Annotated in this window: 28 protein-coding genes; 20 read left to right on the top strand and 8 right to left on the bottom strand. The window is 44.6% G+C overall.

Annotated features, from left to right (window positions below):
• Positions 1-11 precede the first annotated feature (11 nt).
• Genes HPL003_RS05455 through HPL003_RS30160 form a run of 6 tightly spaced genes read left to right on the top strand, consistent with a single transcriptional unit; the run spans position 12 to position 6,850 of the window.
• A complete protein-coding gene (locus tag HPL003_RS05455; RefSeq protein ID WP_014278623.1) occupies positions 12-1,475 on the top strand; it encodes an NADase-type glycan-binding domain-containing protein in 1,464 nt (487 codons plus the stop codon).
• A complete protein-coding gene (locus tag HPL003_RS05450) occupies positions 1,475-2,914 on the top strand; it encodes an NADase-type glycan-binding domain-containing protein (protein ID WP_014278622.1) in 1,440 nt (479 codons plus the stop codon). The genes HPL003_RS05455 and HPL003_RS05450 overlap by 1 nt, the downstream gene beginning before the upstream one ends.
• 25 nt (positions 2,915-2,939) lie before the next feature.
• On the top strand, positions 2,940-3,944 hold the full coding sequence (locus tag HPL003_RS29610) for a glycoside hydrolase family 19 protein (RefSeq protein WP_014278621.1): 1,005 nt from the start codon (positions 2,940-2,942) through the stop codon (positions 3,942-3,944).
• Between the two features lie 47 nt (positions 3,945-3,991).
• A complete protein-coding gene (locus HPL003_RS05435; RefSeq protein WP_014278620.1) occupies positions 3,992-5,281 on the top strand; it encodes a polysaccharide deacetylase family protein in 1,290 nt (429 codons plus the stop codon).
• Between the two features lie 20 nt (positions 5,282-5,301).
• Entirely contained in the window at positions 5,302-6,696 is a 1,395-nt protein-coding gene (locus HPL003_RS05430; RefSeq protein ID WP_014278619.1) for a hypothetical protein, read from the top strand.
• Positions 6,697-6,724: 28 nt separating this feature from the next.
• A complete protein-coding gene (locus tag HPL003_RS30160) occupies positions 6,725-6,850 on the top strand; it encodes a hypothetical protein (RefSeq protein WP_014278618.1) in 126 nt (41 codons plus the stop codon).
• A gap of 399 nt (positions 6,851-7,249) precedes the next feature.
• Here HPL003_RS30160 and HPL003_RS05425 read toward each other — a convergent pair whose 3' ends face one another.
• The gene (locus HPL003_RS05425) at positions 7,250-7,597 is read right to left on the bottom strand and encodes a hypothetical protein (RefSeq protein ID WP_014278617.1); all 348 of its coding nucleotides are present in this window, start codon (positions 7,595-7,597) and stop codon (positions 7,250-7,252) included.
• A gap of 79 nt (positions 7,598-7,676) precedes the next feature.
• Here HPL003_RS05425 and HPL003_RS05420 point away from each other — a divergent pair, with 79 nt between their 5' ends.
• The 10 genes from HPL003_RS05420 (at position 7,677) to HPL003_RS05375 (ending at position 17,202) form a co-directional block, all read left to right on the top strand.
• Positions 7,677-9,137 (top strand): lipase family protein, encoded by a 1,461-nt coding sequence (locus tag HPL003_RS05420; RefSeq protein WP_014278616.1) that lies wholly within the window; start codon positions 7,677-7,679, stop codon positions 9,135-9,137.
• 38 nt (positions 9,138-9,175) lie between these two features.
• Positions 9,176-9,472, top strand: a complete 297-nt coding sequence (locus tag HPL003_RS05415; RefSeq protein ID WP_014278615.1) for a WXG100 family type VII secretion target — start codon at positions 9,176-9,178, stop codon at positions 9,470-9,472.
• Positions 9,473-9,504: 32 nt separating this feature from the next.
• Entirely contained in the window at positions 9,505-9,816 is a 312-nt protein-coding gene (locus HPL003_RS05410; RefSeq protein WP_014278614.1) for a hypothetical protein, read from the top strand.
• A gap of 389 nt (positions 9,817-10,205) precedes the next feature.
• Complete coding sequence (locus tag HPL003_RS05405; RefSeq protein WP_014278613.1) at positions 10,206-10,550, top strand: hypothetical protein; 345 nt, start codon at positions 10,206-10,208, stop codon at positions 10,548-10,550.
• Positions 10,551-10,724: 174 nt separating this feature from the next.
• On the top strand, positions 10,725-11,798 hold the full coding sequence (locus HPL003_RS05400) for an ABC transporter substrate-binding protein (protein ID WP_014278612.1): 1,074 nt from the start codon (positions 10,725-10,727) through the stop codon (positions 11,796-11,798).
• Entirely contained in the window at positions 11,798-12,727 is a 930-nt protein-coding gene (locus tag HPL003_RS05395; protein ID WP_014278611.1) for a nucleoside hydrolase, read from the top strand. The genes HPL003_RS05400 and HPL003_RS05395 overlap by 1 nt, the downstream gene beginning before the upstream one ends.
• 27 nt (positions 12,728-12,754) lie before the next feature.
• On the top strand, positions 12,755-13,576 hold the full coding sequence (locus tag HPL003_RS05390) for an ABC transporter permease (protein ID WP_014278610.1): 822 nt from the start codon (positions 12,755-12,757) through the stop codon (positions 13,574-13,576).
• Between the two features lie 6 nt (positions 13,577-13,582).
• Positions 13,583-14,371, top strand: coding sequence for an ABC transporter permease (locus tag HPL003_RS05385; RefSeq protein WP_014278609.1), 789 nt, complete (start codon positions 13,583-13,585; stop codon positions 14,369-14,371).
• A 16-nt stretch (positions 14,372-14,387) separates the two neighbouring features.
• Positions 14,388-15,446, top strand: a complete 1,059-nt coding sequence (locus HPL003_RS05380) for an ABC transporter ATP-binding protein (protein WP_014278608.1) — start codon at positions 14,388-14,390, stop codon at positions 15,444-15,446.
• Between the two features lie 28 nt (positions 15,447-15,474).
• Positions 15,475-17,202: an adenine deaminase C-terminal domain-containing protein gene (locus HPL003_RS05375; RefSeq protein WP_014278607.1), complete on the top strand. Its 1,728-nt coding sequence runs from the start codon at positions 15,475-15,477 to the stop codon at positions 17,200-17,202.
• 48 nt (positions 17,203-17,250) lie between these two features.
• Here the strand turns inward: HPL003_RS05375 and HPL003_RS05370 are convergent, their stop codons facing one another.
• Positions 17,251-18,120 carry an Rpn family recombination-promoting nuclease/putative transposase gene (locus HPL003_RS05370; RefSeq protein WP_014278606.1) on the bottom strand — a complete coding sequence of 290 codons (870 nt, stop codon included), beginning with the start codon at positions 18,118-18,120 and terminating at the stop codon, positions 17,251-17,253.
• 274 nt (positions 18,121-18,394) lie between these two features.
• On the opposite strand from HPL003_RS05370, the gene HPL003_RS05365 reads away from it, so the two are divergent.
• The 3 genes from HPL003_RS05365 (at position 18,395) to HPL003_RS05355 (ending at position 21,612) form a co-directional block, all read left to right on the top strand.
• Complete coding sequence (locus tag HPL003_RS05365) at positions 18,395-19,624, top strand: M20 metallopeptidase family protein (protein WP_014278605.1); 1,230 nt, start codon at positions 18,395-18,397, stop codon at positions 19,622-19,624.
• A gap of 233 nt (positions 19,625-19,857) precedes the next feature.
• Positions 19,858-20,337, top strand: coding sequence for a Dps family protein (locus HPL003_RS05360; protein WP_014278604.1), 480 nt, complete (start codon positions 19,858-19,860; stop codon positions 20,335-20,337).
• A 150-nt stretch (positions 20,338-20,487) separates the two neighbouring features.
• A complete protein-coding gene (locus HPL003_RS05355; RefSeq protein WP_014278603.1) occupies positions 20,488-21,612 on the top strand; it encodes a nitric oxide synthase oxygenase in 1,125 nt (374 codons plus the stop codon).
• A gap of 18 nt (positions 21,613-21,630) precedes the next feature.
• On the opposite strand, the gene HPL003_RS29125 is transcribed toward HPL003_RS05355, so the two are convergent.
• A complete protein-coding gene (locus HPL003_RS29125) occupies positions 21,631-21,804 on the bottom strand; it encodes a hypothetical protein (RefSeq protein WP_014278602.1) in 174 nt (57 codons plus the stop codon).
• Positions 21,805-21,928: 124 nt separating this feature from the next.
• Here HPL003_RS29125 and HPL003_RS05350 point away from each other — a divergent pair, with 124 nt between their 5' ends.
• Positions 21,929-22,387: a hypothetical protein gene (locus tag HPL003_RS05350; protein WP_014278601.1), complete on the top strand. Its 459-nt coding sequence runs from the start codon at positions 21,929-21,931 to the stop codon at positions 22,385-22,387.
• A gap of 65 nt (positions 22,388-22,452) precedes the next feature.
• Here HPL003_RS05350 and HPL003_RS05345 read toward each other — a convergent pair whose 3' ends face one another.
• The 5 genes from HPL003_RS05345 to HPL003_RS05325 all read right to left on the bottom strand — a co-directional run bounded on the left by HPL003_RS05345 (position 22,453) and on the right by HPL003_RS05325 (position 25,694).
• Positions 22,453-22,890: an AbrB/MazE/SpoVT family DNA-binding domain-containing protein gene (locus HPL003_RS05345; RefSeq protein ID WP_014278600.1), complete on the bottom strand. Its 438-nt coding sequence runs from the start codon at positions 22,888-22,890 to the stop codon at positions 22,453-22,455.
• Between the two features lie 191 nt (positions 22,891-23,081).
• On the bottom strand, positions 23,082-23,801 hold the full coding sequence (locus HPL003_RS05340) for a 3-ketoacyl-ACP reductase (protein ID WP_014278599.1): 720 nt from the start codon (positions 23,799-23,801) through the stop codon (positions 23,082-23,084).
• A 160-nt stretch (positions 23,802-23,961) separates the two neighbouring features.
• Positions 23,962-24,813, bottom strand: coding sequence for a DUF4097 family beta strand repeat-containing protein (locus HPL003_RS05335; RefSeq protein WP_014278598.1), 852 nt, complete (start codon positions 24,811-24,813; stop codon positions 23,962-23,964).
• A gap of 1 nt (position 24,814) precedes the next feature.
• Positions 24,815-25,372: a DUF1700 domain-containing protein gene (locus HPL003_RS05330; protein ID WP_014278597.1), complete on the bottom strand. Its 558-nt coding sequence runs from the start codon at positions 25,370-25,372 to the stop codon at positions 24,815-24,817.
• Positions 25,365-25,694 carry a PadR family transcriptional regulator gene (locus HPL003_RS05325; protein ID WP_014278596.1) on the bottom strand — a complete coding sequence of 110 codons (330 nt, stop codon included), beginning with the start codon at positions 25,692-25,694 and terminating at the stop codon, positions 25,365-25,367. The genes HPL003_RS05330 and HPL003_RS05325 overlap by 8 nt, the downstream gene beginning before the upstream one ends.
• Positions 25,695-25,709 lie beyond the last annotated feature (15 nt).

The raw sequence follows: 25,709 nt of genomic DNA, 5'->3' as shown, positions 1-25,709 counted from the left end.
GAGGAGAAATCATGCGTTGTATAAAAGTAGTTTTAATTATTGTTTTTTCAGTGCTGATATCTGCATGTAGAGCAAGCACAGGTGGGGACAATGTTATATCTTCGCAGTCTTCCGATATACCATCACGTAATGAAGTTAAGGCAGATCAGGATGATGCAAAGGCAACTCAAAAAAAAGCAAGTTGGCTTTTGAATGGTCAAGAAGGCGTAGAAGATCGAGTTCAATTCTTAACCAATTTAGATGATCCTACTGGAGAAACTAATATTCGTATCGACGACCTAATTGACACCATGGAAACTAAGGAGGAACGTACAAAATATCGGGGTTCACAAGTATATGTCGGGAAAATAACAAGTGACGGCAGTCGTATGGCAATTATAAGAGATGTTTATGGGGAGCAACCAGATGATCCGCTCATTATTGAAGTGTACGATCTGGACGCGGGAGAAAAAGAACGAGAGTTTAAATTGCCGCCAACGGCTCAATATCCTGTGATCTCTTCTGATTTAAGCAAATATCTATATGTAATGGACGGACGTTTGTATTTATATGATGCAATAAGTAAAAGAACTACAGAATTGAAGACTAACAAAGGCAAAGCGGATGTTAGTAATATTGCTCAGGGAGTGTTTTCACCGGATAACACCAAGTTATGTTTTGTGGATGATCAGGCTGGGATCGTAATGCTTGATCTATCTGGTGATAGTGGTACGAAGCTTCTGCTTGCAGGCACTGATGTCTCGAGTATTATGCAATGGGATCAGGGGAACAGACTTCTTTATACCACTTATAAAAAAGATAATACTTTCATAAACGATATTTATTCACTAGATATACACACTGGAAAAGTACAGTTTATAACTAAAAATGAGGGCGATTTTATTTTATCACCAGATCAGAAAAAATTGGTCTTGGCAGATGATGAGGTTGTAAAAATGTTCATGATTGATGTAGCTAGTGGAAAAAAAGAAGATATTTCGTCCATTGTAAGTGGTGAAGGAACCTGGGTAGTTCCAATACAGTGGATCGAAACAAAAACCAATTATATGAAATATAGCAACAAGGTCAAAGTAAAAAAAGTTACGGCCTCTTCCACACTTCCTAATCAGAGTAACTATTCTTTTAATGTGAACAATTTAACGGACGATAATAATTCAACCCCTTGGTGTGAAGGAACGAAGGAAGGCGGAGTAGGAGAAACGGTAACTATGGATTTGGGTTCAACTCAAGAGGTCAGAGGTATGGAGATGGTTGACGGCATTATACGAGTTAACAATAAGTATTTAGACGTGAATACAATCCGAAAAATGAAACTTGATTTTTCGGATGGACAATCTGTGGTTCTTGAGAACAATGACACACGCTTCAAATTTGATGAACCCATACGAACATCTTTCGTTAAAATTACCATTCTAGAAGTGAAAAAAGGCACGGATTTCCCAAATACTTGTATAGGTGAGCTGAAGTTATTGTGATGAGCAGTAGAAAGCGAAATAAAACTGTGGTATGGATAAGTAAAATTACGTTCGTCATGATCTTTTCCGTGCTATGCGGGTGTATACAATCGAATGAGGGCCAAAAAGTAGTACAGGAGCGGAAGGAAACTCATGCTTCAGTCTCTCAGTCCAAGAGACTTCCTCCAGCAAAAAAGGCTGTAAATTGGTTGCTTTTTGAAGCGGAAAATGGAAACATGCCCATGGATTATCTCGCTGATATGGATGATCCTACAGGCAATACCTATATTGATTTAGACGACATTATAGATGAATTATATGCAAGTGAAGGTGAAACGTATCCTGAATCTGAGTTGTATCTGGTTAGGTTCTCGGATGATGGCAGGCGGATCGCTTTATGTAGAGAGTCGCAGGATTTAAATTATTTAATTATTAAAATCTTTGATTTGTCTACCACAAAGAAATTATATGAATTTAAGGTGTCCAATAGAGACTACGCTGTTATGTCTCCTGACTTACGCAAGTGCGTTTACACGGATGATGCTGCCTTTTTTTATTATATAAACCAGGTACAGAAAACTAAAGCATTGGGGCATTTAAATGATGGTCACTATCTCGATCTTCCAGTGTTTTCGCCTGACGGTAACCAATTTGTCCTTGTAGATAGTAACCATACTGTATTGATCTATGACTTGTCCAAAAATAAGCAAATTCAACAAATCAAGCTAGGGATAGAAGGAATACAGATCGAACAGTGGCTTTATAACGATCAATTGCTTCTCTCTTCCTACGATAATGATAAGACGTATGTGCTCAATATCAAGACTGGGGAGAAGAGGTTACTAATGAAAGCCACAGAATCTCCTGTTATAACCTTGGATAACCAAAGGGTTGCTTATGTGAACTCAAAGGGTGAAATGCAACAACGAGACATCCAAACAGGTCTGACTATAAAATACTCCAACCCATTGCATAGGGTAGGTTATAATGTGTCTCCTGAGCAATGGATACAGACTGCAACGGATTTAATGAAATATCGAAAAAGTATCCCGGCACAGAAAATCATTGCCTCTTCTACACTTCCAGATCAGGCTGGGAATTCCTATGCTGCCCGAAACATCATGGATGAAGATACGAGTACGGCTTGGTGTGAAGGGGTTAAGGGGGACGGGATTGGGGAGTGGATCAAGATTGATTTCGGCTCTATGCAAGAACTAAGGGGGTTTGAGCTCATCAATGGTTTAGCTAAGTCATCTAATGCTTTTCAAGCTAATAACAGAGTTAAACGAATGAAACTGGAATTCTCGGATGGGCAGACCATGATGGTAGATAATGATTTTTTAAGTAATGAATTTCCTGATGGTGCCATTCATACTTCATTTGTGAAAATAACAATTGAGGCAGTAGAAAAAGGAAGCAAATATCACGATACATGTATGTCGGGGATACGATTCTTCTAAGCATTCCTAACAAAGGAGAAGGCATATGAAGTGGAAAGAACCAACGTTTGGTGCAACACCTATGTTGAGAGCTTTAACAACTGCTAATGCACACAGGAAAGCAAAGGCTTTTGATCTGGCGGCAGAACAAAAGAAACAAAAACTGAGTTATCCTGATTGGGCCCAGACTTGGATGCGTAAATACAAAGAAGATTGGTATATCGCTCAAGCCAGCGGCGACGAGATCGGTATGCGTAAAGCGCAAAAGCTAGCAGAGGGACTTCGAAGCAAGCTTCGTGAGATGGCAACGATGCCCAAGTGGGCTCAGGAGCAGTTGCAAAAGGAAACAATTCGCTGGATGGCTGCCGAAGCAAGCGGTAATATCAGGGGAAAGCTGGCTGCTGAGAAGGCGGGACGAGCCATACGAGAGAAGTTGGGTCTGGTCGATACCACTGATAAAGCACCACCAATAGATAAGGAAGTAAAATCTAATAAATCGGAAGTCAAAGAAGTTCCAGCCGTAAACGAATCAAAGCAATATGTTAGCGTGAGACAACTAGAACAACTTGGTTGGATTAAAATAAGTAAAGCTATGATAACCGATCTGAATAATTGTTTGGAAAGATATAATATCACAACACCGGCCAGAATAAGACATTTTATAAGCCAATGTAGTCATGAATCCGCTGGCGGTCGCTATACAAAAGAAATTGCAAGTGGCGAGAAATACGAAGGGAGAAAGGATTTGGGCAATATTCATAAAGGTGATGGTCCTAAGTATAAGGGTGGGGGATACATTCAATTAACAGGACGACACAATTATCAAAAACTATCTACTGCTTTGAATGATCCTAAAGTTATGGAGGGTGTGGAATATGTTGCAGAACATTATCCTTGGACAAGCGCAGGATTTTGGTGGGAGCAGCATAATATGAATGCTCTGTGTGACAAAGGTGCAACTGTAAGGCAAATTACTAAAAAAGTTAATGGCGGGTACAATGGATTAAAAGATAGAGAAATGTATTACAAGAAATGCGAGAATATTTTCTAATAAATTTTGAGGATTTATTCTTAACGTTGTGAGATGAGGGAAAGCTCTTGATTAGAATTCATTATAAGAAAATAGCATTTATTATACTTGTGTTAATGATAATGGCTTCGTGCGGTAAAGTTCCAAAAGATGTAAGTTTAATTCACGTTGAAAACAATAAAGGTAATGATGTTCGGATTTATAATCAGCAAAGCTATGAACTCATTCAGGAGAAATATTCGGAAAACGGAATCGTTATTAAATATCCTCAAATTACGAAGCTTGAGGATGCAGAAAAGCAAAAGTCTTTAAACCAAATTCTAAAGAACGAAGCTTTAAAAGGATTACATGACTATACGGATTCTAATCCTGGAGTTCATCTCGAAATTGATTATGAGATTAAACGGCAAAGTGAACGGTTCTTGAGTGTTCAATATGCGGGTATTCGTTATGTGAAGGATGCAGCCTATCCTAATCATATGTTTTATACGACCAACTTGGATATGAAGCAGGCTTTAAGATTAAGATTGAGTGATCTGGTAAAGATCGAAAAACCTTTTTTAGAGCTTATAAAAAGCGGAAAGGTCACAGCTGTAGAGCCAGAACAAAAAGATTTGCTTGGTAATTTTACTCAAGATGAGTTAAATCAATGGTTAACAGATGCAGACCTACTAAAAGGTTCAGCTGAGGATTCAGGATTAGATACGTTTAGCTATCTCACAAGTGATTCATTAGGAATTAGCATTCCTGTGGCACATGCAGTAGGGGACCATGCAGAGTATGAGATTCGTCTTGCGCAAATTCCAGATAATATCAGGCAAAATAAAGAACTATGGAGTGAGCTAAGTCCTGTCGTTGATCAGCCAGCTACCGTTGTAAATGAAGAGAGATTGGATACCGATACCGACCAGTATGAAGTTGAAGAGTCACAGTCTTTTCAAACTACTCTTGAAGGCTTTGGGAGAGTACGGTTTGTATCGACTTATGGATATCCGGAAGGTCTTCGTAAATTCTTTTTCTTTCTATTAGATGATCAAGGACATATTTTATATCGATTCCCAGAGTTCTACGGGAACTATGAGTGGGTAGCGCGTTATGGAGGCGTAGAAGCGGTGGCCTTCAAGGATGTAAATAAGGATGGGTTGAAGGATGTTATCATCATTGCCAATGTTGATAACGGGATTCATGGACCTGGTAGAGTTGATGAATTCCCTATGGCAGGTATCTACTTTCAGAAGAAAAATAAAACCTTTACCACACTACCTGCACTGGACCAGGCCATCAACGACAAGGGACATAATCAAACCATTAAAGATGTCATTCAATACGTAAGCAAACAACGGATAAACATAAACTAGCTGACAAAAGGAGCAGAAACATGGGATATCCAATCATAAAGTATAACGGAACTGTTCTATCTCTTAAAAATCCGAAAGTTAAAGTTGTGCAAAAAATGAATGAGCATGTAAAAGTCTTTTTGACGGGTGTGTTCACTGGCACTCAAATGGAAGAGTACACGGATCATATGGAGGCAGGAGCTAAGTTAGTTGTTTCTTATGTGAATGATGATCAGAAACAGATTGTATTGTTCAGAGGATTAGTCACGCAGTTCAGAATCAAGTTGGTGTCCAATGTAGCCTATTTGGTCGTCGAAGCCCTATCCTATACTAGCCAACTGGATGAAGTGCCTCATAGACAATCCTTTCAAAATGTAAAAATGAAGCTACAGGCTTTGCTTGAACATGTACTCAAATCATATCCTAAAGCCAATTGTACGAGTCGCTTAAAAGATCAGCTTTTACAGGAGTTTACGATGCAATTCGATGAGACGGACTGGTCATTTCTGAAACGTATAGCGTCTCGGCTCGGTTGGGGGCTGATACCCGATCCGATAGGAGAGAACCCTCAGTTTTATTTTGGATTACCCGATGATGTCCATAAAGGTGAGCTGAAACAGTATAACTACTCCATGACTAGAAAAACCAAACCAGGAGCAAGCAAAGACGACAATCTTTTATATTATAAAGTGCAAACGACGGAGGCGAAAGATGTCCTCCTACAAATTGGGGCTGAGGTTAAATTCAAAGGGAAGTCTTTATACGTCTTGCAGTCTGTTGCGTTTATACGGCATAGTGCCTTGTGGCATGAATATGTGCTAACTACCTCTGATGGAATGAAGCAGGAATTGATCCTAAACGAGAACATTCGGGGCATGTCATTGAAGTCAAAGGTGATTGGAATTGAAGAGGATCATGTGAAGGTGTTTTTTTATGAAATGGATAAGGTCAAGCCGAACGTTAAGGAAACCTGTGCTTTTCCACATGCTACATTTTATACATCGGAAGGGAACACGGGGTGGTACTGCATGCCGGAGCTTTTTGACTTTGTAGATATCTACTTTCCGACCCATAACGAAAAAGACGCTATTGTAACCCACTCGATCCGAAAAAGATCTAAAGGGGGAGACTTTATTAAGGACCCGTCAACGAAGATATTTATGACTAAGTACCGCAAAGCTATTATATTTGAGAAAAATGAAATTTTAATCACAGGGAATGACGATGAAGTGGTGATTCGACTGCTGGATGACCATGGAATCGAACTGCGGAGTAAAAAGGACATCCGTGTTAAGGCTGACGGCAACTTAGTATTCAATGCGGGTAACACAATACAAGTCACAGCGAAGGATGCCATCGGTTTAAAATGTAAAACGAGTTTGGTAGAAATGGACGGTAACATCAAAATGACTGGAGAAAAGATAAAGACGCAATAACTAAATCCATCGTGAAAGGGTGAAAAGTATGGCTAAAGTAACTACTGGAGCAATTGTGAATGAGAAACCGCCTACCCAAGAAGATATGATCCAAGAATGGAAACGTAAAATAAGCAAAGGCGAATATCCTTTTATTCATGTAACTAAGCATTAAGTGAAGAGTATTAAATATGTTTAGCAACAAGTAAATAAGGCTCCTAAGGAGCCTTATTTGAGTTTGATGATCTATACCCTTTTAGCACTGTTATGTAGCCGTAAAGGTGAATTTTATTAACTACATTTGTCATTGCATACTCTTTAGTACAACAAATTAAAAATGGTGTTCATCTATACAATTTTCCCCTAACATACAGTTACAAAGACCTATTCTACATAACTATGTACTATAACCAGATATACTGTATCCAATGACTTTATACTTATTTTTCCTCTCGGCTATATCGCTCGCAAAAAGGATGCACTATAATTATACTACTTCTTAATTTGGGAAAAATTAGACTTTAACATAGATTACAAATATGTTGAAAGTGAAATGCTCGATGAGTATCCCTTCTCAGGAAGAAGGGGTCTTGTATTTGGGAACTTCACTGTCGATAAACCAATCTGGCCCAGAGACGTCGATCACTTCTTTGGTTTTATAATTATAGTAGATGGTAATTTTGTTGTCTTCGTGGCCTTTAATGTACCCATACAGATAGAGCCTGGAGTGGACAGCAGGATCATCCACAGCATAATCCTTTAATATGAAATCGGCATTATAGTGTTCTTTAATAAAGTCCACGCCGATGGGAGTGGCGACGTCTACTAATTCTTGTTTCTCTTTGTCGGACAATTTGGAACAACCTCCTAAATACATAACAATTAAAATAAGTGCCAGAATCAGTGGGATTTTTCTGTTCAAGTTACAATTCTCCTTTTCTGGTAATCACCTTTTTCATAACTCTATAATATATTTACACAATAGACAAGGTGGGAATAACTTGACCTACATTAACGATAAAACATACTGGACCATTGCGGATAAAGTTTATGACCGAGAGTTGACTGCCAAAGATTCTAAAAGCAGAATTCTTCCTGACTGGAAGATTGTTGAGCCTGAAGGAGCTAAGCTGCATGATACGAACGGTTCTGGATTCGATGCGACTGTATTCCTTAACGAGAAGACCAATCAGGTGATCATCGGTTATAGGGGTACAGAACCTCCAGATCGCCCCAAATGGAGCGTGGCGATGGACTGGGGAACGGATATCAGCGATGTCGTCGGAGGGCGCGCGAAAACGTTGGAAGAAGTCCATCAATATTATGAAAATAATAAGGCAGAGGTGGCTAAACTCCCACCACAAGTGCAAAGTGCATTTCTTCAATATGAGGAAAAGTATCAGAATAATCAATTTACACAAGCTGAGAATCTATATGATGTCGTAAAAAAACAGTATCCCTCTGCTGAAATAACGACCACAGGCCATTCTCTAGGAGGAGCGGAGGCAGAATATGTGGCGGTGCGGAACGGACTGACATCAGTCGCTTATAATCCACCAAGTATTGTACATCTGTTACCGGATGATCTTCAAAAGAAGGTGGAAAATGGCGATTTTCGAAAGACGAATGTCGCTTATGTCAATCCGAAAGATACTATCGGTTCGGGAGCTAATGATGCACAGCCACATGTGGGTACAACCTACTTTATAGACAATGATTATAAGACGGCTAATAAAGCCAAAATCACTATTCCTGTTTCATTACCAGTCGAAAGAGAAAATAAGTGGGCTAACTTTTTTTTGGGGCCCAAATGGTCTCCCATTGTGTATGTCCCGATTACGTTGCCTATGATGCAGCAAGATCCTATTACAAAGTTCTATAATTCGGTAATGGGAGAAGCAACACATAGCATGGATCATTTCACATTTGATGAAAACGGCAATATAATCAATCCACTGTACACGATGGACGGTCAATTGGTGGAAGGCAATCCACGGGTGCAGGCGTACGAGCAAATGCTGGCCGCCCGAGCAGAACTCAAGGAAGTCATGGGCGAACTGGTTGAACGCTACGGTGGACAAATGGGTGCTTTCGGGCAGTTTGCTGCTACTGCACTGGGAGTGAATATCCTGGGTGTAGGACAACAGCATGGTCGCTCCAATGGCGGTGCATATTTTGTGGGCAACAAAAATGGAGGCACAATTCAATTAACAACCGAAGAGCTAAAGCATGCGGCTAATCAGATGCGTTCCAGCTTGCATGGATTTTCTAGTGATACCCGTGCATCCATTCAGTTATTTCAGGCTCATATCGGAACAAGTGAAAGTCAGTCTTTGACCCCGCTTGCGCATAGTGCAACGGCAACACTGGATCGGATCAATCGCTGGTATCAGGAATCGATTACAGAGATAGCAGAGTATATAGATCGCAAGGGCCAGGAATTTACGATGGTGGATCAATAAAAAGAGCAGCTGGAAGAACACAACGGGAGGCAAAAGAGATGAGTAGAATATCTTTGAGCCTGGGGGATCTGCGTAGGGCTGTACAGCAGTGCGAGCAGCTAAAGCAAAGACTTCAGCATCAGGAGCAGCAGATGAGAAATATATATGGTCGTCTGCAAGACTGGAGGGGCGAATCGGCTGCTGAATTAACACGTAAAATGGAGACGTTTCTCCAAGGCACAACTGTACGAATACAGGAATTGGACGATCATAAAGAGCAGTTGAAACGTTATATTCGGAAAATGGAAGAAGCTGATCGGCGTGAGGAGAGACGCAAACGGGCTGCACAATGGTGATACAGGCGGACTGCAATAGTTAGGAGAACATCATGAAAGATCAAAATGCATTTGTTATTTTACTTATATTGAATATCGTTTATAGCTTAACGTTATTTGCCTATCCGGTCATGCTGATGGTGGTCGCATTTTCTTTCGATGCACCAACAGCTGGAGATTATCTCATCAGTTATATTTTTGCCTATGTCATAATGAGCTACCCGATAGGAGTATTTATTTCATGGAGCTGTTGGTATTTTTATCATCGTTATGCTTTTAAGAAGGCATATATCATAGCTAACTTTATGCTGCTGTGGCCAGCTACTCTTGTAGTGTCCTCGTGGATTCAATCGGCTTTTTCTTGAAGGGGTTCCCATCTGGCCCAGTCAGCTACATAACATAAAAAAAACCGTACAATCGCTAGGGGACTCCCGCGGGGTACGGTTAAATGCGTTTAAATAAAAACTACATATATAGTAGAAGAAAAAAATATTCTCCCAGAGTGGTGACGATAACGCCTTTGTAGTCTGCTTTAATTTTCCGGCGGGGAATATAGTATCGTTCGGAAGCTTAAGGGTTAGACGAAAAAAAGTACAAAAATGTTCTAAAGCTCTACAAAGTTCGACATATAGTTCGCTTTTTCGCGTTATATGTTATTATATTAGGGATTTTGATTGCTATTTATCATATATTTATGTATAATCTATCGTGTTGAAAGATTGATTGTACGTAATATGCTGATGAGGGTGGGTTCATGACGCTGCTCGACAGTAATGAAAGCAAGAAGCGGATGTGCCAGATTTACAACGAAATTTCAAAGGAACTGTTCGGCTTCGGGACCACGCTACTGCGGGCCACCGTTGAGAACAACATTGTTACCTTTGTGGCGAAGCACCGGCGTTCTCCACGCTCGGCGGCATTGGAAGTGGAAGCCCCCGGCTTGAAGCTGGAAGTGGATTTCCGAATGTCCATGCTGTATAAGAAGAGACTTCGCGAGAAGCTGATTGAGGATATGGGGCTCGATATTGAAGCTCTACTGCGCGACTATGATTCAGCAACGCAGTGGGCAATCACGAACATCATACTGAAGGAATCCTAATACAATTGGATATTCGGCTTTTCGCTTCGGATCTATCTGAGGGGAGAACCTGTTATAACGCGCAGCGGGATCAACTTATTCTTTGTTTACGAAGAAAAGTATTCTTGTTTTACAAGAGTACTTTTCTTTTTTGTGTCATAAGGTGTGCATAATAAAAAACAGGGGGAGTTTCATATGAAAAAATGGTTTAAAGGATTTATGGCTGTGACCTTGGCATCTGTGGTACTGGCAGGTTGCGGCAGCAATGCTACTGGTGGTCAGGCAGATGGAAAAGATGGCTCAGCTGATGGGAAAAAGAAGCTAATCATTTCCACATGGGGCTTCTCCGAGGACTTTTTCAACAAAGAAGTGTACGAGCCTTTTGAGAAGGAACATAACGTTGATATTGTCGTGGAGATTGGGAATAACGCAGAACGGTTAAACAAAATTAGCCAAGGAAGCACAGACGTCGATCTGATCTATCTGTCTGATTATTATGCCCAACAAGGGATTCAACAGGGTTTGTTTGAAAAATTGGATCGTAGCAAAGTGCCTAACCTGAATCAAATTTATGATATTGCCAAAGCACCGCTGGGTGAGGATTATGGTCCTGCTTATACGGTTGGACGTCTCGGTATTGCTTACAACCCGGAGCTGGTTAAAAAGAATGTGACCTCTTGGGCTGATCTGTGGGGCAGTGAGTTCAAAGGAAACGTGACCCTCCCGAACATTACGGCAACGGCTGGACCGATGGTTGTAGATGCGGCCTCCAAGGTAGCGGGCAGTAAAGAATTTAATGAGGACCAGGCATTCGGGAAACTGAAAGAGCTGAGTCCGAATATCGTTAAGTTTTATAGCAAGACGTCCGAATTCGTCAACATGTTCAGTCAGCAGGAAATCGCGGGCGGACCGATTATGGAAATGTACTTCAAAGATTTGCAGGCAGCTGTGCCTGGAGCCAAATTTGTAGCGCCGAGTGAAGGTGCTTATGCAGTAATGAACACGATCAACGTGGTTAAAGGCTCCGACCAAAAAGAACTGGCTGAGGAATTTATCAACTGGCAGCTGAGTAAGGAAGTTCAAGAGAAGTCTGCCAAGGCGAAGGTTGATTCTCCGGTGAATACGCAGGTGGTGCTGTCCGGTGCGGATACAGAAGGAATTACGTATGGTGCAGATGTGGTCAACAAGCTGACCAAGCTGGATATGAAATTCGTCAATGACCATATCAAGGCTTGGACGGATCGCTGGAACCGGGAAGTTGCCCAATAATGAAAAAAGTCATATTAGATGTAGATACTGGTATTGATGATGCGTTGGGTATTTTATTAGCGACGAAAAGCGGCCAGTTGGATGTTACAGCGATTACTACCGTATGTGGTAATGTATCGCTTAAACAGGCAACATTGAACACATGCAAAATCCTTGACCTTTTGGATAGACCGGATATTCCGGTTTATCGGGGGGCCGACGCTCCATTAATCCGTAAAGGATTGCATGAGCACCGTATTCATGGGGAAGACGGTATCGGGGGCGCATTGAGTGGAGTTGTCCCTGCCATTTCGGCGTCCGAAGGTTTTGCACCGGACATCATCATTGATACAGTTATGGCTCACCCTGGAGAACTGACCCTGGTCTGCACCGGGCCGCTCACGAATCTGGCATTGGCGCTTTTGAAATGCCCGGAGTTGACGCAATACGTCAATGAAGTCATTTTTATGGGTGGTGTTATTCACGGGTGTGGCAATATTACGCCTGTAGCGGAATATAACATGTATGCTGACCCGGAAGCGGCTCGGATCGTATTTCATGCCGGATTTGGGCGGTTGATACAGGTGGGACTGGATGTAACACGGAAGGCACTGCTGACGGCAGACCATATTGCCCGTCTCACCGATCCGGCGATTCGCAGCTATGTGGCTGAAAGCACGGCCATTTATACCAAGCGTTATGAGGAACGAAACGGAGTAAAAGCGTGTGCGCTTCATGATCCGCTTGCTGTAGGCGTCGCGCTGAATTCGAGGCTGGTGGAAACCTCGCTAATGTATGTCGATGTGGAAACCTCCAGCCGTATATGTGACGGACAAACGGTGGGCGATGTACAGGACCGTCTCAATCATAGCCCGAACATGAACGTGTGCGAACAGGTGGAAAGCGAGGCATTTCTGGAGCTATTTATTCAGGTGCTGAACAAGGAATAACATATTGATAACCGCAAGGAGCTACCCATGAAGAAAACATACTTGTATTGGCTGCTGCTGCCAGGTCTGCTCTTTCTGGCGGTGTTCATGGTCATTCCGATTGTGTTAACGATCGGCTCGACCTTCGTACAGAACAGCTCATTCACCCTAGAAGGCTATCTCCATTTCTTCAAGGACCCTTATTTTCTGAAAATATTGCTGACTACGCTGGAAGTCAGTGTCGTTACGACGCTCGTATGCGTGCTACTCGGCTTCCCGACGGCTTATTATATTTCGCAAAAGGCCCCGCGCCGTAAAGGGATTTTGCTGGCGCTGGCTATCTTTCCCTTGCTGACCAGTCCGGTGGTGCGGTCATTTAGCTGGATGGTCATTTTGGGTCGCAAAGGGCTGTTGAATAACGTGCTCATTGGTTTGGGACTCGTGGATGAGCCGCTGAATATTTTGTATACCCCGGCGGCGATGATTATTGGTCTGGTTCATTTGTTTTTACCGCTGATGATTATTTCACTGATCGGTGTACTCGAAAATATCGACGGTGATCTCGTCCATGCAGCTCAGAGTCTCGGTGCCTCCAAATTCAGCGCATTTCGTAAAATTATATTTCCTCTGTCTGTGCCGGGCCTGATTATCGGAAGCATTCTCGTTTTCGTGGGCAGCTTGACGGCTTATACGACACCAGCACTACTTGGAGGAAAACAGCGCGTCATTGCTACATTTTTGTATCAGAACGCGATGACGCTGAATGACTGGTTTCTCGCCTCCGTTATTGCAACGATTATGATTGTCATTACATTTATCGTGGTCGGTCTCTTAAATAAGGCGGCCCATAAACTCAATCCGAAGGGGTAGGTGGATATGCGGGAGAAACATTACGGACTAGGCTTCTTTAGCCTGCTGGTCTTCGTCTTTCTGCTCGGTCCGCTGTTGATCATATCGGTCACTTCTTTCGAGCCGGGCACGGTATTAAAATTTCCTCCGCAGGGCTTTTCCTTGCGCTGGTACCAAAATATTTTTGAAGTGGATCTGTTTATGTCCACGTTCAAAACGTCGATTATTGTCTCTTTGCTGGGTAACATCCTGGCGCTGCTGATTGGCATGCCTGCCGCTTATGCGCTAAGTCGTTTTTCGTTTCGCGGGAAGGATGCGCTGAATGCTTTGTTCCTCTCTCCGCTGCTCATACCGGGTATTGTACTGGGCTTTACGCTGCTGCGGTATCTGATCATTGTTTATCATTTGCCGGTATACGCAGGACTGTTGATCGGACATACGGTGATTATGCTGCCGTTCATTATACGGGTCATTGCGTCCAGCTTGTCCAACTTTGATTTTGCGATTGAGGAAGCAGCGCTCAGCTTGGGAGCCGGACGGCTGGAAACCTTTTTCAAAGTGGTTCTGCCCAACATTCGTTCGGGTATTATTGCGGCTATCCTGATTGCCTTTCTGGAATCATTCAACAATGTCGACATTTCCGTCTTCATGACAGGACCGGGATTTAGCACCCTGCCTATTCAAATGCTGACTTACGTCGAAAATTATTTTGACCCGACGATTGCGGCGATCTCAGTTATGCTGATGATTTTGACCGGTATCCTGATGTTCTTGATTGAACGGCTGATGGGATTGTCTTACTTCACTAAAAGGTAATGGAGGCTTCAACCAAATGGCACTGCTTACTCTGGATCGTGTATCGGTCGCTTATGACAACCAACTGATCTTGCAGGATTTCGATTTGCAGCTCGAACGCGGGCAACTGCTCTCGTTGCTCGGACCGAGTGGATGTGGAAAAACGACCACGCTTCGTCTGATTGCAGGATTTCTCGAAGCTAAACAAGGAACGTTTTTGTTTGGCGATAAAGATTACACCCGAGTTCCGGTGAGCAAACGGAATTTCGGTTTTGTATTCCAAAGCTATGCGCTTTTCCCGCATTTGTCCGTTTTTGATAATGTTGCCTTTGGACTGCGGCTGCGCAAGGTGAAGGAAGATGATATAAAACGCCGTGTTATGGCTATGCTGGATACAGTCAGTCTGGGGGGCTTTGAAAAGCGGTTCCCCGGCGAACTGTCCGGTGGACAGCGTCAGCGTGTTGCGATTGCGCGAGCACTTGTGATTGAACCCGACCTGTTGCTGTTCGATGAACCACTGAGTAATCTGGATGCGAACCTGCGTGTGAATATGCGTGTCGAGATTCGCCGTATTCAACAGGAATTAGGGATTACCACTGTATACGTATCGCACGATCAGGAGGAATGTTTTTCGATTTCTGACCGGGTTGCGATTATGAATAAGGGGAATATTGAGCAGTTGGATGCGCCATCGACGATTTTTAAATATCCAACCACCGAATTTGTCGCCCGTTTTATCGGATTCAATAATTTCTTGTCCTTTGACGAACGCGTTGAGGAGGGGGAACGAATTCGCCTGAGTACAAGCGATCTTTCGTTCAGTGTGGCCCGCAATCAGGGTACAGTCCAGCCAGGTGCCCGTCAGGGGGCTATTCGTCCGGATGATTTGGTTATCCGCACAGAAGGCAACGAGACGGGAGAAAATGAGTTTCCCGGCATTATCAAGGTGAGTACCTACCTGGGACGCAGCTATCAGTATGTGGTAGAAACGGCGAAAGGAAGCTTCACCGCCAATCAGGAGATGGACACGCCGTACCTGAGCGGTCAACGGGTTACCCTGCATTTTCCGGCAGATAAAATGGTGCTGGTCCAATAATCAGCGGGTTCGATGAAGGAGATACATCATGCGTGCAGACAAAATGATTTTACAAGTTAAAGTGTATAACAGCTATTACAAGACGTTCGAGGAAGGCAATGTTGCTATACTTGACGGCAAGTTTATGTATATCGGTCAGCGTGGCCTGGAGTCGTTTGAAGTGAATGAAATTGTGGAGGGGCACGGGAAATATATGATTCCCGGCCTGATCGACATTCATCTCCATATTGAAAGCACAATGGTGACACCGGCAACCTTTTCCTATGGACTCATTCGCAACGGTGTGACGACGATTGTACCGGAACCGCACGAAATGGCGAATGTTTTTGGATTGGAAGGCATTCAGGAAATGATGGCGGCCAGCAAGGAGTGCGTGGCTGATATGTTCTACGGTATTCCAAGCTCCGTTCCGGCAACGCCTTTGGAAACCTCAGGGGGCGAGATTGATATTCCTGAGATTGACGCACTGTTGCAAACCGGTGAGATGATCTGTCTGGGTGAAATTATGAACTATGTGGATGTGATTCGTGATCCGGAGGGCAAGACCAACCGTATTTTACGTCATGTTCGTGAGCATTACCCGGAGCTGATTATTGAAGGGCATACGCCGCAGTTGCTTGATCTGGACCTGCATCAGTTGATCTACGCGGGGATTGGCTCGGACCATACCCACCAAAGCATTGAAGGCATGAAGGCGCGTATGGCTGCGGGGATGTTCATCGAGATTCAGGAAAAATCCATGACCCCTGAAGTGATGGAGTATTTGATTCAGGAAGACGTGGCGCAGCACTTTTGCTTTGTAACGGATGATGTGATGCCGGATTCCTTCGTAGAGCGTGGGCATTTGAACCATATTGTAAGCAAAGCAATCGGGATGGGGATGAAGCCTGAGGATGCGATCTATGCAGCAACATTCACGCCTGCGACACGGATGCGTATGCACGACCGGGGCACGATTGCACCGGGGAAAATAGCTGATTTTGTCTTGTTGTCCGACCTGAGCCATTTTGAAGTAGAACGGGTGTACAAGGACGGGCAAAAGGTATTCGATAGATTTGAGGAGTATCATCAAGCTTCGCTAAGCAGCCGTTTTCCACCTCATTTTTACCAAAGTGTAAAGCTGAAGCCACTCACAGAGCAGGATTTTACCGTAGAGCTGGATGTAGCGGATGGTACACATCATTGCCGTATTATGATGGTGAAGGACGGATCGACCTTTACAAGCGAACGTATTGCACCTGAGCAGGTGGCGAATGGTGAGCTGATGTGGGAACAGAGTGAACACGGGCTTATCGCTACTTTTGAGCGGTATGGCAAGAATGGTAACCGTGCCTATGGTTTGATCGGGGGAGACACGATTAAGCGAGGGGCGGTGGCAACCACGTATTCGCACGATAACCATAACTTGCTGGTCGTAGGGCATAACAAGCAGGATATGATATTGGCGGCGAATACGGTTCTTTCCAGTCAAGGCGGCTTTTGCGTAGTTGAAAATGGCAAGGTGCTGTCCCATTTGCCGTTAACCGTAGGCGGGATTTTAACAGAAGGACCGCTAGAAATGGTGGCGGCCCATGTGAAGGAACTGCGTTCTGCCTTGCTGTCGCTCGGTTACCGCCATTACAATCCAATCATGTCGCTGAGCACTCATTCTTTGCCGGTCAGCCCGGCTTTGAAAATTACCGATCACGGCCTGATTGATGTAAACGCGGGCAAGATTGTATCCTTGATCGTGGACCCTTCGGAGATACAAGAATAATAGTAGAGCCGACCCCTTATGGGTCGGCTCTTTTTGTCGTGGTCAGGTTTATAATTGAAGCGCTCGAATTTCAGCTTCCGACAAACCGGACGCCTTGGCGATAATATCTATATCTAAGCCTAAACGGAGCATATTTCGTGCAATTTCGGCCCGGCTTTCTGCTTTACCCTCTGCTTTACCTTCTGCTTTACCTTCTGCCTTGCCTTCTTCTTTTGCTCCTTCAATCATGGATGCCTCATCATGTAGATACCGTTGTCTTGCTTCATATTGAAGACGGGCTTCCCGATCCTGACTTAGGAATTCCAAAGTATTCATCGCTTTTTTCAGTACAGGCTCGTTCATGGTCAGCACCTCCCATTGTGATGGATTCGCTCCTTTTAGAAACAAAAGCCAGTTTACCAATCCGCCGCCCTCCATCGGTACAGTGCGATGGTCAAGCTTGGGTAGCTCTAGAAAATGCAGTTCGATATCATCACTGAGTGAGATACCTGTTCGATCTTCCCGAAGATGATATACATTATGATACTGATCATTAGGCAAAAAGGAATAGTTCAGAATATTAATGGTAACGCATTTTCGGAGTAACTTATATGATTGTCCTTCCTGTAATTGACCAGCATACTGCTTGCTCCAGTAAAATAGAGTTCTTTTATCGGTATCATATTTATTAAATAACTGCATTTCTATGTTAATCAATTCGCCTTCGGATGTTCTGGCTCGAATATCCAGAATGGATTGCTTGTCACGAGGGGCGTCTTTATCCGTATAAGGATTAAGTAGAATAATTTCAGTCAGTTGCGGTTTACCTGCTTCGGCAAACGTGTGATTCAAGAAAGTTAGCAACACATCCCGATTTTCATCGCTTCCAAAGATACGTTTAAACAGAAAATCATTTCGAGGATCAAGTAACTCTGTCATGTACATCAACCCCATTTTATATTCTATTATACCACGTAAGCCATAACTCACATACATATAAGACTGTGGACAAGGTAGTGATAATGGCGATGATTCAGCAGACAAAATTAACATCTTCTATACTCTTATTGATGTAACCTATGTATAATGCGTTGACGGCTTGCGGGATAAAGACTACATTTAGGCTGGATCTATATTATGAATATTCCTATAGGTTTTATTGTTTTAATTTTATGCAGCCTGTAGTTAATAAAGCAAAGGAGCGTGCCCAATAATGACTCGTACTTTTGATGATCTTGTAGTGCCGGACGCGTTGGAAACGGATTTGATTGCACTTCGGCGGGAATTGCATCGTTACCCGGAAGTTTTGTTTAAGGTGGAGCGGACAGCTGCGTACATAGCGGAGCTTCTCGAAAGCTGGGGGCTAGAGGTGCAGACAGGAGTCGGGAAGCATTTTGGTAAGGGAGTTGTCGGCATATTACGCGGGACACAGGCCGGGGATACGGTGCTACTGCGTGCAGATATAGACGCTCTGGCCATAATAGAACAGAACACCGCCGATTATATCTCCACGATACCCGGGGCCATGCATGCATGCGGTCATGATGCACATACGGCGATGTTGTTGGGAGCCGCTCAGGTGCTTAGTCATAATCGAGATCAGGTACGAGGTACGATTAAGTTTGTTTTTCAGCCAGCAGAGGAGGGGGCGTTGGTGTCTCCCTTGGATGGCAGGCTGATAAGTGGAGGAAGGGATATGATCGAGGATGGTGTGTTGGAGGATGTAAAGACAGTGTTTGCCATGCACGTATGGCCTGATCTCCCTGTAGGAACGATTGGATTTCATCCGCACACTGCTATGGCCGCTTCTTCGCATTTTACAATCCGGTTTGCAGGACTTTCGGGACATCACAGCACGCCTCATCTTTCCTCAGATGCAATAATTATGGTCGCTCAATTTATCACGGATATTAAAATATTTATGTCCACCGCCATCGATCCGCAGGAAGCGGCTGTCCTATCTTTCGGTACACTGCAAGCGGGCAGCTCCAAAAATGTCATCGCAGGTCACAGCGAAATTACAGGAACCTTCCGGGCGTTTCGCACAGAGACGGTTGAACGGATCACCCAAGCGATTGCGGATCGTGCGAACAGTATTGCATCTTTACATGGTGGCTCCGCACATATTATGCAACGGACAGGAACGGTTCTTCAAAACAACCCTGTAGTCGTACAAGCTACGGTGCGCGCGGCAGCGAAAGTCTTTGGATCGGAGAGTACGAAGATACTGGACACTCCATTTTTGGCCGGCGAAGATTTTGCGTTGTACACACAGCAGGTTCCCGGCGTATTCGGTTTTATTGGGATAAGCACGCCGGGTGCACAGCCAGTCTATCCGCTTCATCATCCCCAGTTTGATATAGACGAACGAGCCCTGATTCTGGGTACACGCATGCATATAGAGTTTGCGTTGCAGGCATTGAACGGAGTGAAGGTGAAGTGAATTTTCAAAGGATCTGACACTTCACGTAATCTTCATGATTAAAGCCTAATAAGCTCTTGCAAATAAATGACCTAGTGTTATAATTAAAACAGGATTTAGATTAAGTCTAAATTAATTAATGAATATTTACCGAACTGACGCATTGGATTTAGAAGAAAATCAGACACTATTGCTAACGAGTATCCAAGCTCACACTAACTACATTTTGAATGATAATGAGAGGGGAATTACACATGAGTACATTAAATCATACGAACGCACAACCTACACAAGAGGCTATTCAAGAATTGCATAAGGCTTTGAATCGTCAGGTAGCTACCTGGTCGGTGTTGTACACGAAGCTGCATTATTTCCACTGGTACGTAAAAGGACCTCACTTCTTCACACTGCATGCAAAATTTGAGGAGCTTTATAATGAAGCGACAGCTAATCTGGATATGATTGCTGAACGTCTGCTGGCCATTGGCGGCCGTCCTGCCGCTACCTTGAAGGAGCATTTGCAACTATCAGCCATTCAGGAGTCCGCAGGTGAGCAGACAGCCGAAGATATGGTAAAGTCCGTAGTTACGGATTTCAAAACCATGACTACTGAACTGGCTAACGGCATGGAAGCAGCGGATGCGGCACATGACAAAGCGACAGAGGATATTCTTAATGGTCTGAGAGAAGCGGTGGATAAACATATCTGGATGCTCAACGCATATTTGGGATAAGCTTTTGGGAGAGATTCCCATGGATATGAAGATCAGGTGAACAAGACACACATCCCGTTGGTTCCAGACCGCCACTGGAGTATAATGACGGATAGGCGTGAAAGACAAAGGGCTCATAAGTATTGAGAGCTGCCGGGATGGGGTGTATGTATGGAAATGAAGCAACAGCTTTTGCGTGAAGCGGAGCAGTTTATATATACATGTTATGAGGAGCTGGGCCGAAGCCGCGATGAAGCGGAGACCCGGCTTCTTCATATTCGTCACGACATAGAGACTGCGGGAACATATGATCATACCCATGATGAGCTGGAGCATGGGGCACAGATGGCTTGGCGTAACAGTAATCGTTGTATCGGTCGTTTGTTTTGGGATAAGCTTCTGGTAAGGGATGCCCGCGGCGCTTCAAGTACAGCGGAAGTGGTTCATGAGCTGTTAGAGCATATACGCATAGGGACAAATGGCGGTAAAATCAAGCCGACGCTTACCGTGTTTCGCTCGTCCAAGCCGGGGCAACCGGATATTCGCATTTGGAATCATCAATTGATTCGGTATGCTGGTTATGAGAGCGCTGAAGGAGTGATCGGGGACCCGATCTCGGTAGAATTCACAAATGCGTGCCGCCGCATGGGATGGCAGGGAGCCATGACTCCCTTTGATGTATTGCCGCTGATTGTGGAAGCAGGTGGACAACCTCCTGAGCTGTTTGATATTCCCAAGCATTTGGTGCAGGAGGTACCCATTGAACACCCGGAACTTCCGGGGTTGGCTTCATTGGGTTTGCGATGGTATGCGGTACCTATGATTGCGGACATGACGCTGGAGATTGGCGGTATCGTCTACACCGCAGCTCCTTTTAACGGCTGGTATATGGGGACAGAGATTGGTGCGCGAAATTTTGCTGATCCCTTCCGTTATAACATGCTGCCGCAGGTAGCTGAGCTGATGGGGCTGAATATCTCAAGCGAAACGACGTTATGGCGCGATCGGGCGCTGGTGGAGTTGAACAGTGCTGTGCTGTATTCTTTTAAAAAAGCGGGAGTCAGCATTGTCGATCACCATACGGCAGCTGCACAATTCCGGCTGTTTGAAGAACGGGAAGCCCAGGCGGGGCGTGCGCTCACAGGCGATTGGACATGGCTGATCCCGCCGTTATCTCCGGCGACAACGCATATTTTTCACAGTTCCTACGATAATCGGCTTGTAAAGCCAAATTTCGGAGTTCAAGAGAAGCCGTATATGCAGAAGAAGACCCAAGGCTGCCCTTTTCATTCTTAATCATGTTCATGGAAAGCTTTAAGTATCGGATTCAGGTTCCAACCTATCCCATGCAACGATGAATAGGGTAGCTAGTGGCCCAATCAATAATGAAAGCAAAAACCAGTTTAGCCCGCTCCGATTTTTGGACTGTGCCAGACCGGCGTTAATCAGGGCGAGTGTTCCCCAGCCTACGTAATATTGTTCCTGCATGGTTTGCCCTCCTTTTTTAAAAGGTATAGTATCTTACTGTGCAATACATGAATACATTCATGATTCTATATGATTAGAGTAAATTCAGCTTTTTCATATCATATGATTGAGGAGCGAGGCGGAGTTGGAAAGAAATCAAGCAGAGCGCATCGTCGCTAAGCTTTTGCAACGGGCTGATATAGGCGTGACGGTCAAGCTGGAGAAACGGTTTCCCGGCGGGCGGCTGATCGGGGGCAAATATGCCATGAATGCTCACGCCATTACAATGTATACGGACACGATTGAAACACAATGTATTCAGATGTTTGGCAGCGTCGAACGAGTCGAGGAGTACTTTACGGTTGTGCTTGCGCATGAGATTGGACACGCCGCTGATTCTGAGCTGCTCGACCTCTCCGATGCTATGGAGCAGGAGAGCGAGTTAGGAAACCGGCAACGGTTTGCGCTGCAAATTGAAGAAAACGCATGGAATTATGCGCTCAGATTGGTGCCGGAGATTGAGACATCGTTCATTTCCACCGTTGTTGACGAGTCCTTGTTGGCCTATCGGGTCCCGGTTATGGAGCAGTCTGACATAGCATAAGGATGATGATCCGAGAGCCGACAGGCTCTTTTTTTGTGTGGCGAAACGCGGGTAATCGGAACGATTCAAAGTAGAAGTTTTTTTAGCTGTGATACGCGTCCCTGAGACAATTCGAGCATCTCGGCCAATTCTTTTTGTGAAACATTAGGGTGCTTTTCCATGAGCTGTTTTAGTTTATGCAGGAGCTCAGTCTGATTTCTGTAATTCCTTCTTTTCTTGGGCTGAGCAGGACGTGTTTCGCCTAAATGACTGGAGGGATTATCGCTCTTTAGTTTCTCAATGCAATCGCTGCATATCAGATGATCCCTGAAGTAGCTCAGGTCATCTACAGCACCGCAAAAATAACAAGATACCCCTGTATATTTACGGATCATCAGGCCCTCGGATGTAATAAAAAAATCAAGGGCATCTCCAATATTAATATTCATAGAATTGCGCAGCTCCTTGGGCAGCACGATGCGGCCCAGATGGTCTAATGGTCGTGTCATTCCTGTATTTTTCATTATTCATTTCCCCTTTCATAATTGCGCTTATCGGTGCAAAAATCGTAGGTTATGTATGTTGTAAAGTACAAAGCGCGCGTATTGCAGTTTGAATTGTATTAGCTATGAACAAAAAAGAAGCTCCAGCATGACGAACAATGACGTCTGCCGGAGCGTGGTACAGCCCAATGAATCTAAGATGTCGAGTCAAATTATTGTGGGTTGGTTGTCCAAATACCGGCTACTTTTAATTGAACCCGCGAAGGCAGCTTCAATGCCGCCAATGTCAGGTCGGCCATATCTTGTGGCTGAAGCATGCGGTCCTCGTCGCCAATCGGCAAACCTGCATTCGCCGCCAGTTCCGTATTGACTGTGCTTGGAGTCAGCGCGGTGACGCGAATGTTGGATTTGCGAACCTCCTGCATTAGTGCCTCTGTGAAGCCCATCAAAGCAAACTTGGAGGCGCAATACGCCGAGCCTGTGGCGAAGCCTCGTTCCCCTGCCGTGGAGGATACATTAATAATGTTGCCGCTCTGCTGAGCAAGCATGCTCGGAAGAACCGCGTGTGTGACATAATAGGTTCCCAGCAAATTCACGCGGATAATGCGTTCCCACTCTTCGGGGTCCATGTCTACGACTGTGCCGAATGTAGCAATTCCTGCATTGTTAATCAAAATATCGACAGCGCCCAGCTCGTGCTCCAGCGAGGCTACAGCCGCAGCGGCCTGTGCGCGATCAGATATATCCGCGACAGCGCTAACCACCTTCACGCCGTATTTACTCCCCAGTGAATCTTGCAGCTTTTGCAGGTCAGGTAGCGTGCGTGAGATTAATCCCAGGTTGACACCTTCCTTGGCCAAGGCCTCGGCAATGGCTTTACCAATGCCTTTGGTGGCGCCTGTAATCATGGCTGTTTTATTTTTAAGTTCCATCCAGTCTCCTCCTTATGGCTACATACATAGTTGTGCATTCAAGCACATGGTTATATTATACTGATTTAATTTCCCTGAACCAAACTTCAACTCCAACCAGGTCGCTTATTTCGCTTTGTTGCGACCTGGAGTGGAAGGACTCTGACAAGGTCATGATGGCCTATTTGGAAATATGAATATCGCCTGAAGTCGTTTTGACCTTTATAACATTCACACTGCCGGGAACGGATTCGGGAGTATCTATACTTCCTGAGTCGGAGCGGACATTATAAATACCTTTAAAATCAGGAGCCTGCTTAATCCTCACATCACCGGAACCTGAATCGACTTTCAGGTTGGCTGTGGTACGTTGTGTGATATTCGTATTACCGGAGGTCAGGGAAACTTGACCATTGCCGCTATAATCGCGGATTTTGGCATCCCCAGAAGTGAGATGCAATTCCATATCTGCTGTAACCTGACTAGCCGTAAAATTGCCTAATGTTAACTTGGCGACCAAGTGGGTACTTTGGAGATTTGAAATTTCGGCATCGCCTGAAGTGGCTGTGATGGTTGTGTTTTGAATGGAGGCATCCTGGAGTTTTACGCTCCCCGAATGTACATCTGCCTCTAGCCCTTTCAGGGTCTCGCCAACGGGCATTTCTACCGTGATCGTTTGTTTCAGCTCAGGAGAGATAGAGAAGAATGTCAAGGAAAGGGATGGCTCAGATTGAATGGAAAGCTTACCGTTCTCAATACGGGCATTATGAATCTGGTCGGCTACTTGCGTCTGAACTTCTCCACTCATGCGTATCGTGCCCTGCTCGCCGGAACCGGGAGTAAACACAATAGACACATCATCGGAGCTATTCACTTTAAGATCCTGTAGCTGTCCACGTGTGAACGTCCATTTTTGATCAATAGCTGTTATTTCCCGCATCGCTTGTTGACTCCATGGAGCACCGTAGGCCACCATCCCGGCCATACCAATGATGATACATAGACCCGCTGCAATAAACCATTTTTTACTCATGTTACTCGTTAGCTCCCCTCAGGGTAGTCTGATTCCATTTCCAGTATCGAACCGTACCTCTGACTAGAAGGTTCAGAAGGTAGCGTACTCCAGGCAGCAGCAATAGGCCAATCCCGGTCAACATGATGGAAAAAAAGAATTTAGCGGGATAAAGGTTGCTGTTCAGCGCATAATCTGCGACTGCGAGAAGGGGGGCCACTATGAAGCTGACCGCTACTGCGGCCAACGAAACCCATACCGCCCACAAAGAAGCAAAGACAGGAATGGAGATTAACAAATTGAGAAACAACAGCCCTAAGAAAGTAAATAGATTGCGTGCGAAGCTTCCCTGGAGAAGCGGAGGAGGGGAAGTATTCCAGGTTGCATTGGGATCATCCAGTGCTTCGCGAGCGATATCCTCGGGGTTGCCCAGTTCGCTGGCAATTTCGGCCTCACTTTTTCCATTCACCAACCCATAGTCAAAATGCTGGCTTAAATCACCAAGCAGCTCATTACGTTCCTCTGCGGGGAGAGGGGAGAGACGTTGCTCCACCTCTGTAAGAAACTGTTTTCTATTCATCGGGATTTCCTTCCTCCAGTAGGCTTGCGACATGATGGACAAATTCATTCCATTCCCGTGTAAGTATTCTCGTGTAATTGCTGCCTGCATCGGTCAGCCGATAATATTTACGGGGGGGTCCCTCGGTCGATTCCTGTAAATAAGTTGTACAGTATCCCTCTGATACCAGGCGGCGAAGTAGCGGATATAAAGCTCCTTCGGCTACTTCGATATGACGGGAGACGGCCTGAGCCAGTTCGTAGCCGTAACGGTCCCTGCGCCCAATTAATACAAGAACGCACAGTTCCAGCACCCCTTTTTTGAATTGGATGTTCACATTCATGAGCGGTGCTCCCTT

Source organism: Paenibacillus terrae HPL-003, from assembly GCF_000235585.1.
Lineage (GTDB): Bacteria > Bacillota > Bacilli > Paenibacillales > Paenibacillaceae > Paenibacillus > Paenibacillus terrae_B.
This window is presented reverse-complemented; position numbering and strand designations above follow the sequence as displayed.

What these genes read in the sequence shown, in the direction of transcription:
- HPL003_RS05450 (WP_014278622.1), top strand. Translation starts at nt 1,475, where the DNA reads ATGAGCAGTAGAAAGCGAAATAAAACTGTGGTATGGATAAGTAAAATT.
- HPL003_RS05430 (WP_014278619.1), top strand. Translation starts at nt 5,302, where the DNA reads ATGGGATATCCAATCATAAAGTATAACGGAACTGTTCTATCTCTTAAA.
- HPL003_RS30160 (WP_014278618.1), top strand. Translation starts at nt 6,725, where the DNA reads ATGGCTAAAGTAACTACTGGAGCAATTGTGAATGAGAAACCGCCTACC.
- HPL003_RS05335 (WP_014278598.1), bottom strand. Translation starts at nt 24,813, where the DNA reads ATGAGTAAAAAATGGTTTATTGCAGCGGGTCTATGTATCATCATTGGT.
- HPL003_RS05340 (WP_014278599.1), bottom strand. Translation starts at nt 23,801, where the DNA reads ATGGAACTTAAAAATAAAACAGCCATGATTACAGGCGCCACCAAAGGC.
- HPL003_RS05400 (WP_014278612.1), top strand. Translation starts at nt 10,725, where the DNA reads ATGAAAAAATGGTTTAAAGGATTTATGGCTGTGACCTTGGCATCTGTG.
- HPL003_RS05330 (WP_014278597.1), bottom strand. Translation starts at nt 25,372, where the DNA reads ATGAATAGAAAACAGTTTCTTACAGAGGTGGAGCAACGTCTCTCCCCT.
- HPL003_RS05395 (WP_014278611.1), top strand. Translation starts at nt 11,798, where the DNA reads ATGAAAAAAGTCATATTAGATGTAGATACTGGTATTGATGATGCGTTG.
- HPL003_RS05375 (WP_014278607.1), top strand. Translation starts at nt 15,475, where the DNA reads ATGCGTGCAGACAAAATGATTTTACAAGTTAAAGTGTATAACAGCTAT.
- HPL003_RS05355 (WP_014278603.1), top strand. Translation starts at nt 20,488, where the DNA reads ATGGAAATGAAGCAACAGCTTTTGCGTGAAGCGGAGCAGTTTATATAT.
- HPL003_RS05345 (WP_014278600.1), bottom strand. Translation starts at nt 22,890, where the DNA reads ATGAAAAATACAGGAATGACACGACCATTAGACCATCTGGGCCGCATC.
- HPL003_RS05370 (WP_014278606.1), bottom strand. Translation starts at nt 18,120, where the DNA reads ATGACAGAGTTACTTGATCCTCGAAATGATTTTCTGTTTAAACGTATC.
- HPL003_RS05325 (WP_014278596.1), bottom strand. Translation starts at nt 25,694, where the DNA reads ATGAATGTGAACATCCAATTCAAAAAAGGGGTGCTGGAACTGTGCGTT.
- HPL003_RS05385 (WP_014278609.1), top strand. Translation starts at nt 13,583, where the DNA reads ATGCGGGAGAAACATTACGGACTAGGCTTCTTTAGCCTGCTGGTCTTC.
- HPL003_RS05365 (WP_014278605.1), top strand. Translation starts at nt 18,395, where the DNA reads ATGACTCGTACTTTTGATGATCTTGTAGTGCCGGACGCGTTGGAAACG.
- HPL003_RS05390 (WP_014278610.1), top strand. Translation starts at nt 12,755, where the DNA reads ATGAAGAAAACATACTTGTATTGGCTGCTGCTGCCAGGTCTGCTCTTT.
- HPL003_RS05405 (WP_014278613.1), top strand. Translation starts at nt 10,206, where the DNA reads ATGACGCTGCTCGACAGTAATGAAAGCAAGAAGCGGATGTGCCAGATT.
- HPL003_RS05410 (WP_014278614.1), top strand. Translation starts at nt 9,505, where the DNA reads ATGAAAGATCAAAATGCATTTGTTATTTTACTTATATTGAATATCGTT.
- HPL003_RS05455 (WP_014278623.1), top strand. Translation starts at nt 12, where the DNA reads ATGCGTTGTATAAAAGTAGTTTTAATTATTGTTTTTTCAGTGCTGATA.
- HPL003_RS05360 (WP_014278604.1), top strand. Translation starts at nt 19,858, where the DNA reads ATGAGTACATTAAATCATACGAACGCACAACCTACACAAGAGGCTATT.
- HPL003_RS29125 (WP_014278602.1), bottom strand. Translation starts at nt 21,804, where the DNA reads ATGCAGGAACAATATTACGTAGGCTGGGGAACACTCGCCCTGATTAAC.
- HPL003_RS05415 (WP_014278615.1), top strand. Translation starts at nt 9,176, where the DNA reads ATGAGTAGAATATCTTTGAGCCTGGGGGATCTGCGTAGGGCTGTACAG.
- HPL003_RS29610 (WP_014278621.1), top strand. Translation starts at nt 2,940, where the DNA reads ATGAAGTGGAAAGAACCAACGTTTGGTGCAACACCTATGTTGAGAGCT.
- HPL003_RS05380 (WP_014278608.1), top strand. Translation starts at nt 14,388, where the DNA reads ATGGCACTGCTTACTCTGGATCGTGTATCGGTCGCTTATGACAACCAA.